9 protein-coding genes, 1 tRNA gene, 1 pseudogene and 1 other annotated feature are annotated in these 13,811 nt (G+C 51.7%); of the genes and pseudogenes, 7 read left to right on the forward strand and 4 right to left on the reverse strand.

Going from position 1 to position 13,811, the window contains the following annotated elements:
- Positions 1-188: 188 nt before the first annotated feature.
- The 4 genes from B9P63_RS09860 to B9P63_RS09875 are packed head-to-tail and all read left to right on the forward strand — an operon-like array spanning position 189 to position 7,440.
- Entirely contained in the window at positions 189-1,676 is a 1,488-nt protein-coding gene (locus tag B9P63_RS09860; protein WP_085308415.1) for an ATP-binding protein, read from the forward strand.
- The gene (locus B9P63_RS09865; RefSeq protein WP_085308416.1) at positions 1,676-4,396 is read left to right on the forward strand and encodes a Z1 domain-containing protein; all 2,721 of its coding nucleotides are present in this window, start codon (positions 1,676-1,678) and stop codon (positions 4,394-4,396) included. The genes B9P63_RS09860 and B9P63_RS09865 overlap by 1 nt, the downstream gene beginning before the upstream one ends.
- On the forward strand, positions 4,377-5,348 hold the full coding sequence (locus B9P63_RS09870) for a PD-(D/E)XK motif protein (RefSeq protein ID WP_217806503.1): 972 nt from the start codon (positions 4,377-4,379) through the stop codon (positions 5,346-5,348). The genes B9P63_RS09865 and B9P63_RS09870 overlap by 20 nt, the downstream gene beginning before the upstream one ends.
- Complete coding sequence (locus B9P63_RS09875) at positions 5,341-7,440, forward strand: AIPR family protein (protein WP_085308417.1); 2,100 nt, start codon at positions 5,341-5,343, stop codon at positions 7,438-7,440. Before B9P63_RS09870 ends, B9P63_RS09875 begins: the two co-directional genes overlap by 8 nt.
- Positions 7,441-7,450: 10 nt before the next feature.
- On the opposite strand, the gene B9P63_RS09880 is transcribed toward B9P63_RS09875, so the two are convergent.
- Genes B9P63_RS09880 through dcm form a run of 3 tightly spaced genes read right to left on the reverse strand, consistent with a single transcriptional unit; the run spans position 7,451 to position 9,601 of the window.
- Positions 7,451-7,861 carry a hypothetical protein gene (locus tag B9P63_RS09880; RefSeq protein ID WP_085308418.1) on the reverse strand — a complete coding sequence of 137 codons (411 nt, stop codon included), beginning with the start codon at positions 7,859-7,861 and terminating at the stop codon, positions 7,451-7,453.
- Positions 7,854-8,330: a very short patch repair endonuclease gene (locus B9P63_RS19640; protein ID WP_085308419.1), complete on the reverse strand. Its 477-nt coding sequence runs from the start codon at positions 8,328-8,330 to the stop codon at positions 7,854-7,856. The genes B9P63_RS09880 and B9P63_RS19640 overlap by 8 nt, the downstream gene beginning before the upstream one ends.
- Positions 8,318-9,601: a DNA (cytosine-5-)-methyltransferase gene (gene dcm, locus B9P63_RS09890; RefSeq protein ID WP_085308420.1), complete on the reverse strand. Its 1,284-nt coding sequence runs from the start codon at positions 9,599-9,601 to the stop codon at positions 8,318-8,320. Before dcm ends, B9P63_RS19640 begins: the two co-directional genes overlap by 13 nt.
- A 177-nt stretch (positions 9,602-9,778) precedes the next feature.
- Between dcm and B9P63_RS09895 the strand changes: the two are divergent.
- Positions 9,779-11,139: pseudogene (locus B9P63_RS09895) on the forward strand (IS3 family transposase).
- Positions 10,109-10,220 (forward strand) — a sequence feature (AL1L pseudoknot). It overlaps the preceding pseudogene by 112 nt.
- Before the next feature lie 274 nt (positions 11,140-11,413).
- Here the strand turns inward: B9P63_RS09895 and B9P63_RS09900 are convergent.
- A tRNA-Ser gene (locus B9P63_RS09900) sits at positions 11,414-11,503 on the reverse strand.
- A gap of 228 nt (positions 11,504-11,731) precedes the next feature.
- On the opposite strand from B9P63_RS09900, the gene B9P63_RS09905 reads away from it, so the two are divergent.
- A complete protein-coding gene (locus B9P63_RS09905; protein WP_085308421.1) occupies positions 11,732-12,601 on the forward strand; it encodes an SPOR domain-containing protein in 870 nt (289 codons plus the stop codon).
- Positions 12,602-12,629: 28 nt separating this feature from the next.
- On the forward strand, positions 12,630-13,808 hold the full coding sequence (locus tag B9P63_RS09910) for a D-alanyl-D-alanine carboxypeptidase family protein (protein ID WP_085308422.1): 1,179 nt from the start codon (positions 12,630-12,632) through the stop codon (positions 13,806-13,808).
- Positions 13,809-13,811 lie beyond the last annotated feature (3 nt).

Raw genomic sequence — 13,811 nt, forward strand, 5'->3', positions numbered from 1 at the left:
GCGCTCTCGATTTAGCATGTAGTCTTGGCGGGCTTTTTGCAACAAAGCCTGTGCGATTGACAATCCGCTTGCGTAAATGTCAGAATTTAATTCTGGCACGCATTGTTAGGTAACAAGCAATCAGTAAATTGAACCTTGGTTGCGTTTTATTTACTAAGTTGATTTTCAAAATTAAGGCGAGGACTTAGTTGACCCATTCTTTACGACATGCTGACGCGACACCATACGCATCCTCATTGATCGAAGGTCTAAGAGATTTTGGGTACAGCCTCGAAACATCGCTTGCAGATATCGTGGACAATTCAATCACTGCTGGTGCCAGAAGGGTTGATATTCTTGCCAACACTACGGGGGAGCATCCTTGGATCGCCGTTGTTGATGACGGCAGCGGCATGTCAGAGCAGGCTCTTGTAGACGCAATGCGGCCTGGGTCTAGAAACCCCAAGGAGGATCGCCTCGCAGACGACTTAGGTCGCTTCGGTCTTGGGTTGAAGAGTGCCAGTTTTGCCCAAGCTCGCAAGCTTTCCGTTTATTCTCGATCCGAGAATGAAGGTATATGTGCTACGTGGGATTTAGATGAGGTCGCGAAATCCAACGCTTGGCAAATTTCGCTTCAGGATGCATTCACACATCCAGCGATTCAGAACATGAACGGGCCGAGCGGTACAGCAGTCATCTGGCGAAAATTGGATCGCCTCGATGGTGGATACCGAAATAGCGCAGCGGATCGTGCACGCACAATCAATGCATCGCTTTCACAAGCGGAACAACATCTACGGCTTGTGTTCCATCGTTTCATGGAAGGTGCCCGTCCAAGACTGAAACTATTCCTGAACGGTCGACTGCTCGCTCCCATAGATCCATTTGCAGAGAGCAATCCAGCTACCCAGTTTGATCAGCCCGACGATTTGCCTCTTTCGAAAGGAATTGTCGGAATCAGGTGCGTCACGCTTCCTCATCATAAAAAAATGTCAAAGGTTGCTTGGGACGAAACTGGAGGGCCTGACGGGCATCTTAAATCGCAGGGACTTTATATTTATCGTGCCGATCGACTAATCATTGCGGGGGGTTGGCTCGGTCTCACGCGCCAAACCGAGCTCACAAAACTCTGCCGTGTCAAAATCGACATTCCGAACTCGATGGATGCAGACTGGAAGATCGATGTAAAAAAAGCGTCAGCGCAGCTTCCGCCGGTCGTAAGGGATCGCTTGCGTAAGGTCGTCGAGCGCTTTGTCGGAACATCCAAGAGAACTTATCGCAAACGCGGGCGGAAGCTAGTCGACGAGCAACGCGATGTTATGTGGGGTCAGATAAAGACGGACGAGAACATCATTTTCCGTCCAAATCTCGAGCACCCTGTGTTCGAGGAGTTCCGAGACCGTCTCAATGATGATCAGCTTGCAAAAGCCTTCAACAACTGCATCGCGTTACTGGGCGCTACCCTTCCTATTGAAACGCTTCATGCAGATCTTCTGGGAACCTCGGAAGCAGTAATTTCAGATCCTGTCGCGCTTGATGCCTTGCGCCAGCAAATCGAGGCTTTGGTCCCTAAGCTTCTTGAACGGAATATACCTGAAGCCAATATTCCTGATGTTTTGCGAAACGACGATTTGATTAAGGCTAACTGGGCCGATGCAGAGCCTATCATTCTAGAATTTCTTGGAGAAAATAAATAATGTCAGATAGTTACGATAAACTGGACGCGACGGTCTCTCAAGCAATTCTAGGGGATGAGAAAAAATCCCCAGATGAACTCCGGGAACTGATCGGGACTCTTAATACCTATGTGACAGGCGGAGCTGTGGACGTCGAAGACCTAGAAAAGCTCGCGCGCAACATCGAGACGCGGTACAGCGTAAGCATGGGAATGGGTGCGATTGTAGACGATGGAAACTTCGAACCGTGGCTCGACACTGCCAAGAGGGAAATCGATCCTTTCTACTGGAAGCGCTATCAAAAATTGTTAGTCAAGAACGGACTACCCCAAGATGTTGTGACCAAGCTTGATTACGTCACCGACCAAATTTTGGGGCGTCTTGGTGACCCAAACAAGAACTCCGAGTGGGACAGGCGGGGAATGGTGGTTGGTCACGTCCAAAGCGGCAAGACCGCAAACTATGCTGGGCTTATCTGCAAAGCTGCAGACGCTGGGTACAGGTTGATCATTGTAATCGCAGGAATTCACAACAACCTCAGAAACCAGACACAAGAACGCATCGACGAAGGATTTATCGGACGTGATACGGGACGTATGGCCACTGGTTCCAACAAAGCAAAAATCATTGGCGTAGGCGAATTCGAGGACGATCGCGTTCCGGTCAGCCTTACAACGGCCTTTGCCGATTTCAATAAATCCACGGCAAACAACAACAAAAGTCAGATCGGCTCATATAATGTTCCCGTCGTTCTGGTGATCAAAAAGAACTACAATACGCTGCGAAACCTGATCGATTGGCTGAAAGAAAACAGTGCAAAAGGGGACGCTGAAATGATTGACCAGCCTATGCTGCTGATCGATGACGAGGCTGATAACGCCTCAATTAACACAAAGTTCGGCAAACAAGCCGTTACAACTATTAATGGTCAGATCCGGGACCTGCTAGGAGCGTTCCATCGTAGTTGCTACATTGGCTATACTGCCACGCCATTTGCCAACATTTTCATCGATCCCGAGCAGGACGACGAAATGCATGGTGAGGATCTTTTCCCCAAGCACTTCATCATCGGCCTGGACGCACCATCAAATTATTTTGGCGGTAAAAAGGTATTTATTGATGGGGTTCCCGATGACGGTGAGCCAGAGTTTCTGCGGTTCGTCGATGACAACGAAGACTGTTTCCCGATGTCGCATAAGAAAGAGCATATTGTAGATGAGCTTCCTCAATCTCTACACGAAGCCCTAGCCGCATTCCTATTGGCGCGTACAATCCGGAATCTGCGTGGACAGTCAGATAAACACGCGTCGATGCTTGTGAATGCTAGCCGCTTTACTGGCGTTCAGGGCTTGCTGAGGAACAGGCTCCATGAGGCGTTACAGAAAATAATCGACTCTCTACGAGTGAACGGCGCACTTGCCAGTGCTGCCCACGAGGACCCTGAAATTTCAAACCTCTATGCTGTTTGGTTAGAAGAGTTTTCGGGCTTAGAATTCACTTGGTCAGAGGTTCAAGCCGCCCTTCTGGATGCGGTGGCTTCAGCAAAGGTTGTTGAAGTCAACAGCAGTGCCAATGGCCTAGACTATACTACAAAGGGTCAAACAATCATTGCCATTGGTGGATACTCCTTATCTCGCGGCCTTACTCTCGAAGGCCTGACGACAACCTGGTTTCTGCGAAATACGGCAATGTACGATACCTTAATGCAGATGGGGCGGTGGTTTGGCTACAGACCAGACTACGAGGATGTATGCCGCATCTGGATGCCGCGCTCAGCCGTCTCCTGGTACTCACATATTGCTAAAGCAACAGACGAGCTTCACCTCGAACTTCGAAACATGGAAAAAGCAAAATTGACACCTGGAGAATTTGGACTGGCAGTCCGGAGCCATCCCTCGGCGCTTCTGGTGACCGCTCGCAACAAAGTGGGATCCGGGAAGAAGACCATTGCCGTCGGTCTGTCTTCACAATTTGTGGAAACCGCCAGACTAGACGTGTCCACCAAAGCGCTGAAGGGCAATAGGATGGCCGCCTCAACGCTTATCCAATCCCTGGGTGCCAATTCTTATAGTGAGAAAGCCGTCCCCGGTGGAACGCTTTTTCGAGATGTTCCGGTAGAAGCAATCGATGCGTTCCTGAGAGCATGGCATAATGCCGAGCAATCGATCACAACACAAATCGAACCTCTGAGAAAATATATTGGAGATCGCAGTACTGATGAACTTAGCCATTGGGATGTTCTTGTGGGGTCGCTTGAGAAATCAGACGACCCAGACGACTCAATCGTGGTGAACGGCCGTACGATCAACCCGATGAGGCGGAAAATCCTTGCCGCTGATCTTCCTAAAGGGTTTTTGTCGATTGGCGGCTCGAAGATGCGCGTATCGTCTCGTGGTGTGGAACGGGTCGGCATCCACGATGACGATGCTCTTGATGTTGAAGCCGACTACCGGAGTATCGAGAAAAAGGCCGAGGGGTCGAAAATTAACTACCCAGGCAAGATCTATCGATCAGTTCGACCTCGGCCGCTGCTCGCGCTTTATCATGTCAAAATCAAGGAGGCCGAAGGCTCAACCGATGCACTGCCAGAAAATTGCCCTGGTGAACCGGTAGTCGCATGGGCAATCAGCTTCCCAAGATCCGCCCGTGCAGACGAGCGGGTCGAGTATATAATCAATTCCCGCAAACAGCTGGAGCTCTTGGGCGAAGAAGACGAGGACGATGATGCCGATGTTGAATAAAACTGATGTATGGGCCGGATTAACGGCAGATCGTGGTCAGCGCGTAGAAGCGGCGAGTAAGTTCAATTTCTTTTGGGCCGTCCTCGAAGACGATTGCCCCGCACTCGTTTTGTTCTTGCCAGCGGGTATCGCCGAAGTCGAAAACCTGCCTAAATTGAAACAGATCGATGTTCGGTTTCGGACTCTAGACAAGCGCGCGTTTGTACTCCGCTTGCTTGATCATGCGCAAAAGGAACCCTTTTTTGCGATGTGCCGAGACATTTTCGAAGCCGCTGAAGTCGCCGAAACAGTTGAGTTGGCGCTCAACAGGGCAATACGCAGAACACGCCGCTGGCACTTCCTTCTTAAGGGAGGGAATACTCTAGGGCTTTCAACTGAAGAACAGCGAGGCCTCGTTGGTGAGTTAACGTTTCTGCGTGAATTGTCTGATGAAATTGGACCTGCAGCCGCAATTGAGGCGTGGAAAGGACCAGAAGGATCGTCGAAGGACTTCGAGTTTCCCCACTGCTGTATCGAGATCAAAGCGCGAAGAGGTGCGGCGAAACCGTTCGTCCGGATATCATCCGAGGATCAACTTTCTGATGTTGAAGGGGGAAGCCTTTTCTTGCGTGTCTACAACGTCGACAGCGCAGTTTTGCCTGATGGCGAGACCCTACATGGCCATGTAGCCCTGACCGCAGATTACTTTGAAGAGAACGATTGGGCGTATGCACAATGGCAAGATATTATTGACGCAACGGGATATGCTCTGGAGGGTGATTATTCAGATCGAAGGTGGATTGTCGGTCTCACTCGAACGTTCGAAGTTGCCGACGGGTTCCCAAGGATAGTCGAGCCGATCCCGGAGGGCGTAGGCAGCCTTACATATGCTATAGCACTCAGCGCATGCGAGCCCTTCCTCACACCGAATGAAATGCCCTTACTAACCGCAAAGAGCACCGTAAATGGATGATCTAGAAGAGTTCCATCAACAGTTCTTGGCTGACGTTCAAGGGGATGCAGACGCTGACGGAATATATGCAGCAGAGGCGTTTTTCGAAAAAATTTGCGGATTGCTATCGGAAGCTGGCGAAATTGATGGAGGCACTCGTGCTTACCATTCCGGCAAGGGTTTTGGGGCCAAAAACAGTCGTACTAGCATTCAGGTCGATGGGTATGGTGGGGATCCTCGCGATACCGGTACGCTGAGTTTGCTGATTTGTGATTTTTCAGTCACCTCCGAAGTTCGCCGAAGAGCGTCATCAGAATTGAAGCCGTTCTTCAATAAACTTGTTGGGTTTCTTCGTGCGAGTCGGGACGCTGACTTTCGAGATGCCCTTGAAGAAACGAGTGATGGCTTCGGACTCGCTGATCTGATCTCGACGACTTGGAAACATATCGAAAAGATAAAGCTCATTCTCGTCACCAACGCCGATAGCCGCGCAAAAGTGGATGCGTTTCCAGCCGGAACTATCGACGAAATTCCGATTACCTACAATGTATGGGATCTCAAGAGAATCCGTAAATTTGAGGAGCAGGGCCAAGCGCGCGAAGACCTTCTGATTGACTTTGAGAAAGAGTTTGGCGGTCCCATTCCGATACTGCGAGCATCAGGCGGGGATGCCGCCTTGGAAAGCTATCTTGCTGTGATCCCAGGCAGCCAACTAGCCGCAATCTACGAAAAATGGGGCTCTCGATTGCTTGAATCGAACGTACGTAGTTTCCTTCAGGCGAGGGGAAACGTTAACAAAGGCATCCGTAAAACGATCACCGAAGAACCACATATGTTCCTTGCATATAATAATGGAATCGCTGCAACTGCTGATGCGTTGGACATCCAGAAGACCCAAGACGGTCTGGCAATGGCTTCAGTCGAAAACTTGCAAATTGTGAATGGTGGCCAGACAACTGCTTCCATTCATGCTGTCCGGAAAACAGCCGCTGATCAATTACCTGAAGTATTTGTTCAAATGAAGCTCAACATTGTTCCTCGAGAGCTATCGGAAGCTATTGTGCCAAAGATCTCAGAGTACGCAAACAGTCAGAACAAAGTGAATGCTGCAGACTTTTTTGCCAATCATCCTTTTCATGTTCGCATGGAGGAGTTTTCACGGAGGCTTTTGGCACCGGCAGGAACACATGGATATCGCGAAACAAAATGGTTCTACGAGCGCGCGCGAGGGCAATATGCTGACGAAAAATCCAAACTCACGGATGCAGGAAAGAAAAAATGGGATGCCGAGTTTCCAAGGGCCCAGTTCTTCACCAAAACGGATCTCGCGAAGTATGAAAATTCCTTTCAATGCAAACCTGAGATTGTTAGCCTCGGAGCCCAAAAAAACTTCGGAAAATTTGCGGAGCAGATTGGTAGCCGCTGGGGCGAAAGTGGGTTTGTCTATGATGAAACCTGGTTTCGCCGCCTTGTTGCAAAAGCCATCATCTTTAGAAAAATCGAAAAGGCTGTTTCAGCAGCAGACTGGTATGAAGGTGGTTATCGCGCCAACATTATCACTTACGGAATCGCAAAACTTGTCCATGATGTGACCGCTCGTGAACGGGTCATCGACTTTGATCGCTTGTGGAAGATGCAGGAATTACCCTCTGATCTCGAAAGGTCATTTTTAGTGGCTTGCGCCGAGGCACAATCAGTAATCCTGTCTCCGCAAGCAGTGCGAAATATTGGTGAATGGGCGAAGAAGCAAGCATGCTGGAAGATCTTATCTGACCGCCAGCTAGAGTATGATGATGATCTAGGTGATTGGCTGGTTTCACAAGAAGAAGCCAATGCGATCAAACGTGAAGATCGTCAGGACCGCGATTTGGACAAAAGCGTCGCTGAGCAATCACGGGTCTTCGAACTTGGTGCAAGTTTTTGGTCGGAGTGCCACACTTGGGGAAGGCAAATGAAGGCTCTATCGCCTCGTGAAGCCGGAGTCCTAGACACTTGTTCGCATATTCCTGGCAAAATCCCGACTGAAAGACAGTGTGAGCTTGCGATGCGAGCCCTAGAAAAGCTTGTCGGTCTCGGTTTTGTGCATGGGGCACTTGAAGGTACCGAACACTAGTTCAAGCGGTTTATTGCGGATCATAAGACTTCAGAAGTGAAATTGCTTGGCGAATTCGAGCGGGTTCAAGGTTTATCGTCTTGAACGATCTAGGCCCGTCACTTGCAGAAAAATGTATGATTTTTGCGAGGATTTCGAACAATGGCAGAGTCTGCACGGCTGCCATTGTTCTTGCGACATCGTCGTTCAGATTGTCAGCGAAAAGCTGTCTCCAAGTTTTTTCGTGGTAGCGCGCGGGGAAAGAGTCCGTACTTTCCAAAATATCTTCTAGACATGACTCCAGTTGCGTTCCTGTCATAGCAAACCAATTTCGGTTACCCCCTCTACCACTGTTGCTGAATGTAAAAACAATTCCTGTCGTGGGCTTTGCAACTAGAATGTTACTGTTATCCTTAAGGAGGTCCTCGATGAAATCACTCATATTTTTGTGCACTTTCCTCGCCGCGGATCGTACTTTCGAAGTCTGATCCGAAGATTGCGTTTTTCAGTTTTATGGCTAGCGCGGGTCTACTCAAAGCTGATCGCCCCTTAGTGGCACATTCCCAAACGGTAACCACACGCCAATCCATGGATTGAAGCTCGCTACTTCTCTTGAGGTCGCGAGTTTGGTTTTTATGGATTTTGTCGTCCCAAAATTCCGTTCTGCTTTTAGGTGGTCGAAACAGTGGGCAGTTGGCGTGCCCGTGCCAAAAACATCCGTTCACAAACACAACGGTTCGGTAGCGAGGCAGGACGATATCCGGGCGACCAGGTAAGTCTTTGCGATGTAACCGGAACCGATAACCCAGCCAGTGTAGCAATTTACGAATCTCGATCTCGGGCCGAGTATTTTTGCTCTTGATACCTGCCATCATTTTGCTGCGCTTAGCAGGGGAGACTATGTCTGCCATAGCCCGCTGTGCTCTGTGGTTTTTACCCCAAGAATTGGCAACATCTGGCGGGCGATAGCATCGATCACTGGAACAGCCACAGAGTTCCCAAATTGTTTGTACGCCTGTGCGGCGCTCACAGAAGAAATGTGGAAGTTCTCTGGAAATCCTTGGATCCGTGCGGCCTCCCTAGGAGTCAGCTTGCGTGGCCGCATATGCCCCGATTGGTTTACCAAGATTTCGCTACCGTCCTTGTAATACCGAGCGCTGATGGTGTTACAATATTCACTTGCCTCATTAAACATGCTGTAGCCAAATCCGTTGCCGTTCGCGAGGTGCCGTTCCTTCCGCCTCTGGTGCCCCGTCCAAAGTTTTTCAGAAATAACATATGGAGCAGTTTGTTCAGGTTCTGTCTGGAGAACTTCACCGAAGGTTCGCCTAGCGTATCCCTCTTCCCGCGCAGCATATATGCGGGCAAACATGTCTTTAACTAAACCTTCTCGATCTGCGCAAGCAACTTTTTTGCGATGAAAGCCAACGATGTAAATACGCTCACGGTTTTGGGGTAAACCAAAGTCCCTCGCCCGGAATACTTCAAAATCAGCATTATAATTCAGCTTGGTCCCTAGCGCTTCACGCGCTTCTTCTGACATGGGCACACCTGCTGGAATATCCGGAGCATTATCTCCATTGAGGATCGCCATGATTGTTTCGAGTGTGCGCCCTTTGTCGTGACCTTTGAGCTGTTTGACGTTCTCCAGTAAAAAAGCTGACGGTTCATTGTGAGCAAGAATGCGCTGAATTTCAAAGAACATCGTTCCGCGTGTATCAAGTAATCCAGCTTTACGGCCCGCTTGGGAAAACGTTTGACAAGGGAAACCTGCTAGCAAGACATCGTGATCGCCTATCTCACTTGCCGAAAAAGCAGTGATGTCACCGTTTTTCCTTGGGAATTCACCGAAATTGCTGGCGTAAGAAATTTGTGCCTGCTTGTCCCATTCAGCGGTGAACACGCACTCACCACCTCGGGCTTGGAATGGCAGCCTCATGCCCCCTATTCCGGCAAAGAGGTCGATAAAGCGAAATTTCGGATCGCTTCCGCTAGGTTCCATTCCGTAAGGAAACCTCAATGGCAGGCCTTGGAATCGCCGCTCATATATCTGAGGGATAGTCGCCGGTTTCTTAAGCCACTTTTGGATGGCGACATCAGGTTGGCCTCTAACTCCTAGAAGAAAAGCTATTTCTGCAACCTCAAGGTTGAGACGCTTCTTGGCTTTTTCGATATCGAACATTAGTCAACTTTCAACAGTTTGAGGGTCTGCAAAACACCGGCTCAACCCTGTCCGCTTGATAACTTAACATTGAGTCCGATCCAAGGTAAGCTTTGGCTTTGGCTTGGCTTTGCTGTTGTCGCCGATGAATCGCCCCGAGTTTGTCGGAGACCATCAACTTAAGTTAAGATGATGGTTATGACAAAAAGCAAAATGGCAAATCGCTACTCACCTGAGGTCCGCGCGCGTGCGGTTAGGATGGCGTTTGAACATCAAGGTTTGTATGAAACGCAGGCGGGCGCGATTGCGGCCATTGCACCCAAGATCGACTGTATTCCCCAGACCTTGAGCGGATGGGTCAAGCAGGCCGAAAAGGACAGCGGCATGCGCGACGGGCTTACATCCGAAGAGCGTGATCGGATCAAGGCGCTTGAACGTGAAAACCGGGAGCTGCGCCAGGCGAATGAGATCCTGCGCAAGGTATCTGTTTATCTTGCGCCCGCTCGCATCGCCGCAAGCGGCGGCTGCCGCGCAGTGGGACGAAACTCGACCGCCCACTGAAGCGATGATCGCCTTCATTGAAGATCAGCGCGCTGTCTACGGCGTCGAGTTGATCTGCAGCGTTCTGCCAATCGCGCCATCGACATACTACCATCAGTTTGCATGCTGCGCTGATCCTTCCAAAGCTTCGGCACGCCATCAGCGGAATACGGAGCTGTGCCCCGAGATCAAACGTGTCTGGGATGAAAATTACCAGGTCTACAGCGTTCTTAAGGCTTGGCATCAGCTGAAGCGGAAGGGCTTTGATCTGGCGCGTTGCACTGTGGAGCGGCTGATTAAACAGATCGGCATCCGTGGGGTTGTGCGCGGCAAGGTAATCAAAACAACCGTCCCTGACACGTCAGCGCCTTGTCCGCGTGACAAGATGAACCGCGTGTTCCGAGCACCACCTCCAGACCTTCTCTGGGTCAGTGATTTTACCTACGTGTCGACATGGCAGGGTTTTATCTAAGTGGCTTTTGTCATCGACACATTCGCTGATCGCATCGTCGGCTGGCGGGTCTCGCGGTCTGCCAAAAAGGACTTTGTTCTCGATGCTTTGGAGCAGGTCCCGCACGATCGACACCTAGTCCAGAAAAACGGACTGGTTCGCCATTCTGACAGTTATATGATGGTCTCCAGTTCTCGGGTGGTTTGACTCAAACACTGATCGACCGTTCGCTGGGTTGGTGCCGCTTGGCTTTCCGGACCGCGGCGGGCAATATTTGTCCATTCGATACATGGGACGTTTGGCTGAGGCTGGCATCGAACCGTCGGTCGGCAATGTCGGTGACTCGTATGGCAACGCCCTCGCCGAGACGATAAACGGTCTTTACAAAACCGAACTGATCCATCGCCAAGGATCGTGGTGCAACATGCAGGATCTGGAAATGACAACCCTCGGCTGGGTCGATTGGTTCAACAACAGTCGACTGCTTTGGCCCATCGGAAACATCCCGCCAGCCGAGGCCGAAGAGAGCTTCTATGCACAGCGCGACGTGCTCGACATGGTCGCATGAAATGAAGCTATAGGTCTCCGATAAAACCGGGGTGATTCATCTGTCAGGACATAAAACCAGTTAAAGCATGGCTATCAAATTGTGCACGCAGATTCGTATTACTGTATGTGAGAATACCTATCGCCAACAAAGGGGGTGCCCCCGTGTGGGGTCGGGATAATTTGCGTTTTTTATAAGGGGTAGGCCTAGGCAAAGCCTGCGCACACTCTATCGGGGGTCCTTTATGGTAACAACACTGGCCGTAATAAAATTATCTAGCAATAACAAGAAACAATGGCGGAGGCTCAGGGATTCGAACCCTGGGAGGACTTTCACCCTCGTCGGTTTTCAAGACCGGTGCATTCGACCACTCTGCCAAGCCTCCGACGCGCACTCTTTACTTGTGCAATCTTGAAGCGGCAAGAGCCGATCGCGTGAAAAAAGACATACAATCCACGACAGCGTGATCGAATTTCCGCTCGGTCGGGCGCGGCGGACTTTTCATGTGCATCAAACATAGCTACATTGATGCGAAGCAGGGTAGCTGGCACAGCATAATTCAGGACCGAAAAATCGGCCAATATGCGGCGGGCTTTGGGGCAAAGGGCACAAAATGTACATCACCAACAAATTCACGCGAACGCGGCGCATCTGGATCGCGGTCGCGCTCACCTCGCTTTTTGTGCTGCCAGCCTGTCAGAACGGACAAGGCCCCGCTTTCTTGCAAGCCAAAGATAACGGCGTCGCAAGCGGCACGCCTGCACAATCGCGCTCTGTCAAACTGGTCGAGCGCGACGTGGAAGCACCCGACGTGTTTCAAATTACCGAAAACGGACTTTGGGACGGGCGTCCCTCCCTTGGCGGTGTCTGGGTTGCGCATCCAAACGTGAAAGATCCCGAACGGGTGATCATTCGCAATGAAAAAAATGGTAAGTTCGTGATCGGCGCATTGTTCCGCCGCGAGCTTGAGAACCCCGGACCGCGTTTGCAGGTCTCCTCTGATGCGGCTGCTACGCTTGGAATGCTTGCGGGGCAACCCGCCAAGCTGAATGTCACGGCACTGCGCCGCGAAGAAGTTGCCGAAAACGGTCCTGCGCCCGATGCTGCGCCGCAAACCAATGCACCCCAAAGCAGCGCACCGGGAACGATCAGTGAAACCGCGCTTGCCCCTGCAGCCACCGGCGTGGCGACGCCTAGCACGCAAGCCGCCTCAGCGCCCAAACCTGCGCCAGAGCCATCCTCCGGCGGGCTGAGCAAACCGTTTATCCAGCTTGGCATTTTCAGTGTCGAGCAGAACGCCAAGAACACTGGAGAAGCGATGCGCGTTGCAGGCATGGTGCCAACGATCAAGAAATCCAGCAGTTCGGGCAAGCCGTTCTGGCGCGTATTGGTCGGCCCTGCGCAAACAAGCGCCGAGCGCACAGCGATTTTGAAAAAGATCAAAGCATCGGGCTTCGCAGATGCTTATGCTGTCAGCAATTAACCAAACTTCGAAAAGGAAGGCCCTAGATATGCGCCACCTGATCTCAACGGGCATCGCGCTTTTGCTCCCTTTGCTCCTCGCCCTGCCCGCCGCCGCGTTCGAAACGCGCGCCACATCCGCGTTCATCATCGATCAAACCACAGGCACCGTGCTACTGGCCAAGAACGCTGACGAGATGCTGCCCCCCGCGTCTATGTCCAAACTGATGACGCTCTATATCGCCTTCGAGGCGGTACGCGACGGGCGTTTGTCGCTTGATGAAAAGCTGCCCGTGTCCGAACATGCGATGTCATATGGCGGCTCGACGATGTTCCTTGATACCACTGATCGCATCACCGTCGAAGATTTGCTGCGCGGTATCATCGTGCTCTCGGGCAACGACGCCTGCGCAGTGATCGCCGAAGCGCTGAGCCCGGATGGCACCGAAGCAGGCTTTGCCCGGTTCATGACCCAGCGCGGGCAGCAAATGGGTATGACCAACTCGACCTTCACCAACGCGAATGGCTGGCCCCAGGCTGGGCACCGCATGTCCATGCGCGATCTGGCCTTGCTCGCCAATCGCCTGATCACCGACTTTCCCGCGTTCTATCCGCTCTTCGCAGAGCGCGAATTCGCCTTTGACGGACGCGCACCCCAAAACACACGCAACCGCAATCCGCTTTTGGCCTTGGGCATTGGCGCGGACGGCCTGAAAACAGGTCACACGCGCGAAGCGGGTTATGGTCTTGTCGGCTCCGCCAAGCAACGCGATCGCCGGATCATTTTCGTCATTTCTGGCCTCGAAACCACACAGGCCCGCGCCGAGGAAGCAGAAGCCATCGTCAACTGGGCCTTTCGTCAGTTCGCGGTAAAGCCCGTCGCCAAGTCAGGCACAGCCGTCGCCAGCGCCGAGGTATGGATGGGCCGCGATCAAAGCGTGCCACTGGTACCGCGCAGCGATGTCTCGATGCTGATGCCAGTCCTCTCGCAAGGTGCCGTCAAGGCCGAAGTCGTTTACAACGGCCCCATCACCGCCCCCATCACCAAGGATCAACAAATCGCCGAATTGGTCATCACCCCCCCCGGCCTGCCTGAAACGCGCATTCCTTTGGTGGCGGGCAATGACGTGCCTGCGGGCGGCTTCATGTCGCGCATCGGCACGGTCGCGCAGCTCTTGATCTCGCAATTGAACGAAGCGCCCTTGGCTCCCGAAGAACAAGGCTCTTGAACG

It is taken from the genome of Planktotalea arctica, from assembly GCF_002105285.1.
Lineage (GTDB): Bacteria > Pseudomonadota > Alphaproteobacteria > Rhodobacterales > Rhodobacteraceae > Planktotalea > Planktotalea arctica.

Coding starts and splice junctions, on each gene's coding strand:
- B9P63_RS09865 (WP_085308416.1), top strand. CDS start 1,676: ATGTCAGATAGTTACGATAAACTGGACGCGACGGTCTCTCAAGCAATT.
- B9P63_RS09880 (WP_085308418.1), bottom strand. CDS start 7,861: ATGAGTGATTTCATCGAGGACCTCCTTAAGGATAACAGTAACATTCTA.
- B9P63_RS09875 (WP_085308417.1), top strand. CDS start 5,341: ATGGATGATCTAGAAGAGTTCCATCAACAGTTCTTGGCTGACGTTCAA.
- B9P63_RS19640 (WP_085308419.1), bottom strand. CDS start 8,330: ATGGCAGACATAGTCTCCCCTGCTAAGCGCAGCAAAATGATGGCAGGT.
- B9P63_RS09910 (WP_085308422.1), top strand. CDS start 12,630: ATGCGCCACCTGATCTCAACGGGCATCGCGCTTTTGCTCCCTTTGCTC.
- B9P63_RS09870 (WP_217806503.1), top strand. CDS start 4,377: ATGATGCCGATGTTGAATAAAACTGATGTATGGGCCGGATTAACGGCA.
- dcm (WP_085308420.1), bottom strand. CDS start 9,601: ATGTTCGATATCGAAAAAGCCAAGAAGCGTCTCAACCTTGAGGTTGCA.
- B9P63_RS09905 (WP_085308421.1), top strand. CDS start 11,732: ATGTACATCACCAACAAATTCACGCGAACGCGGCGCATCTGGATCGCG.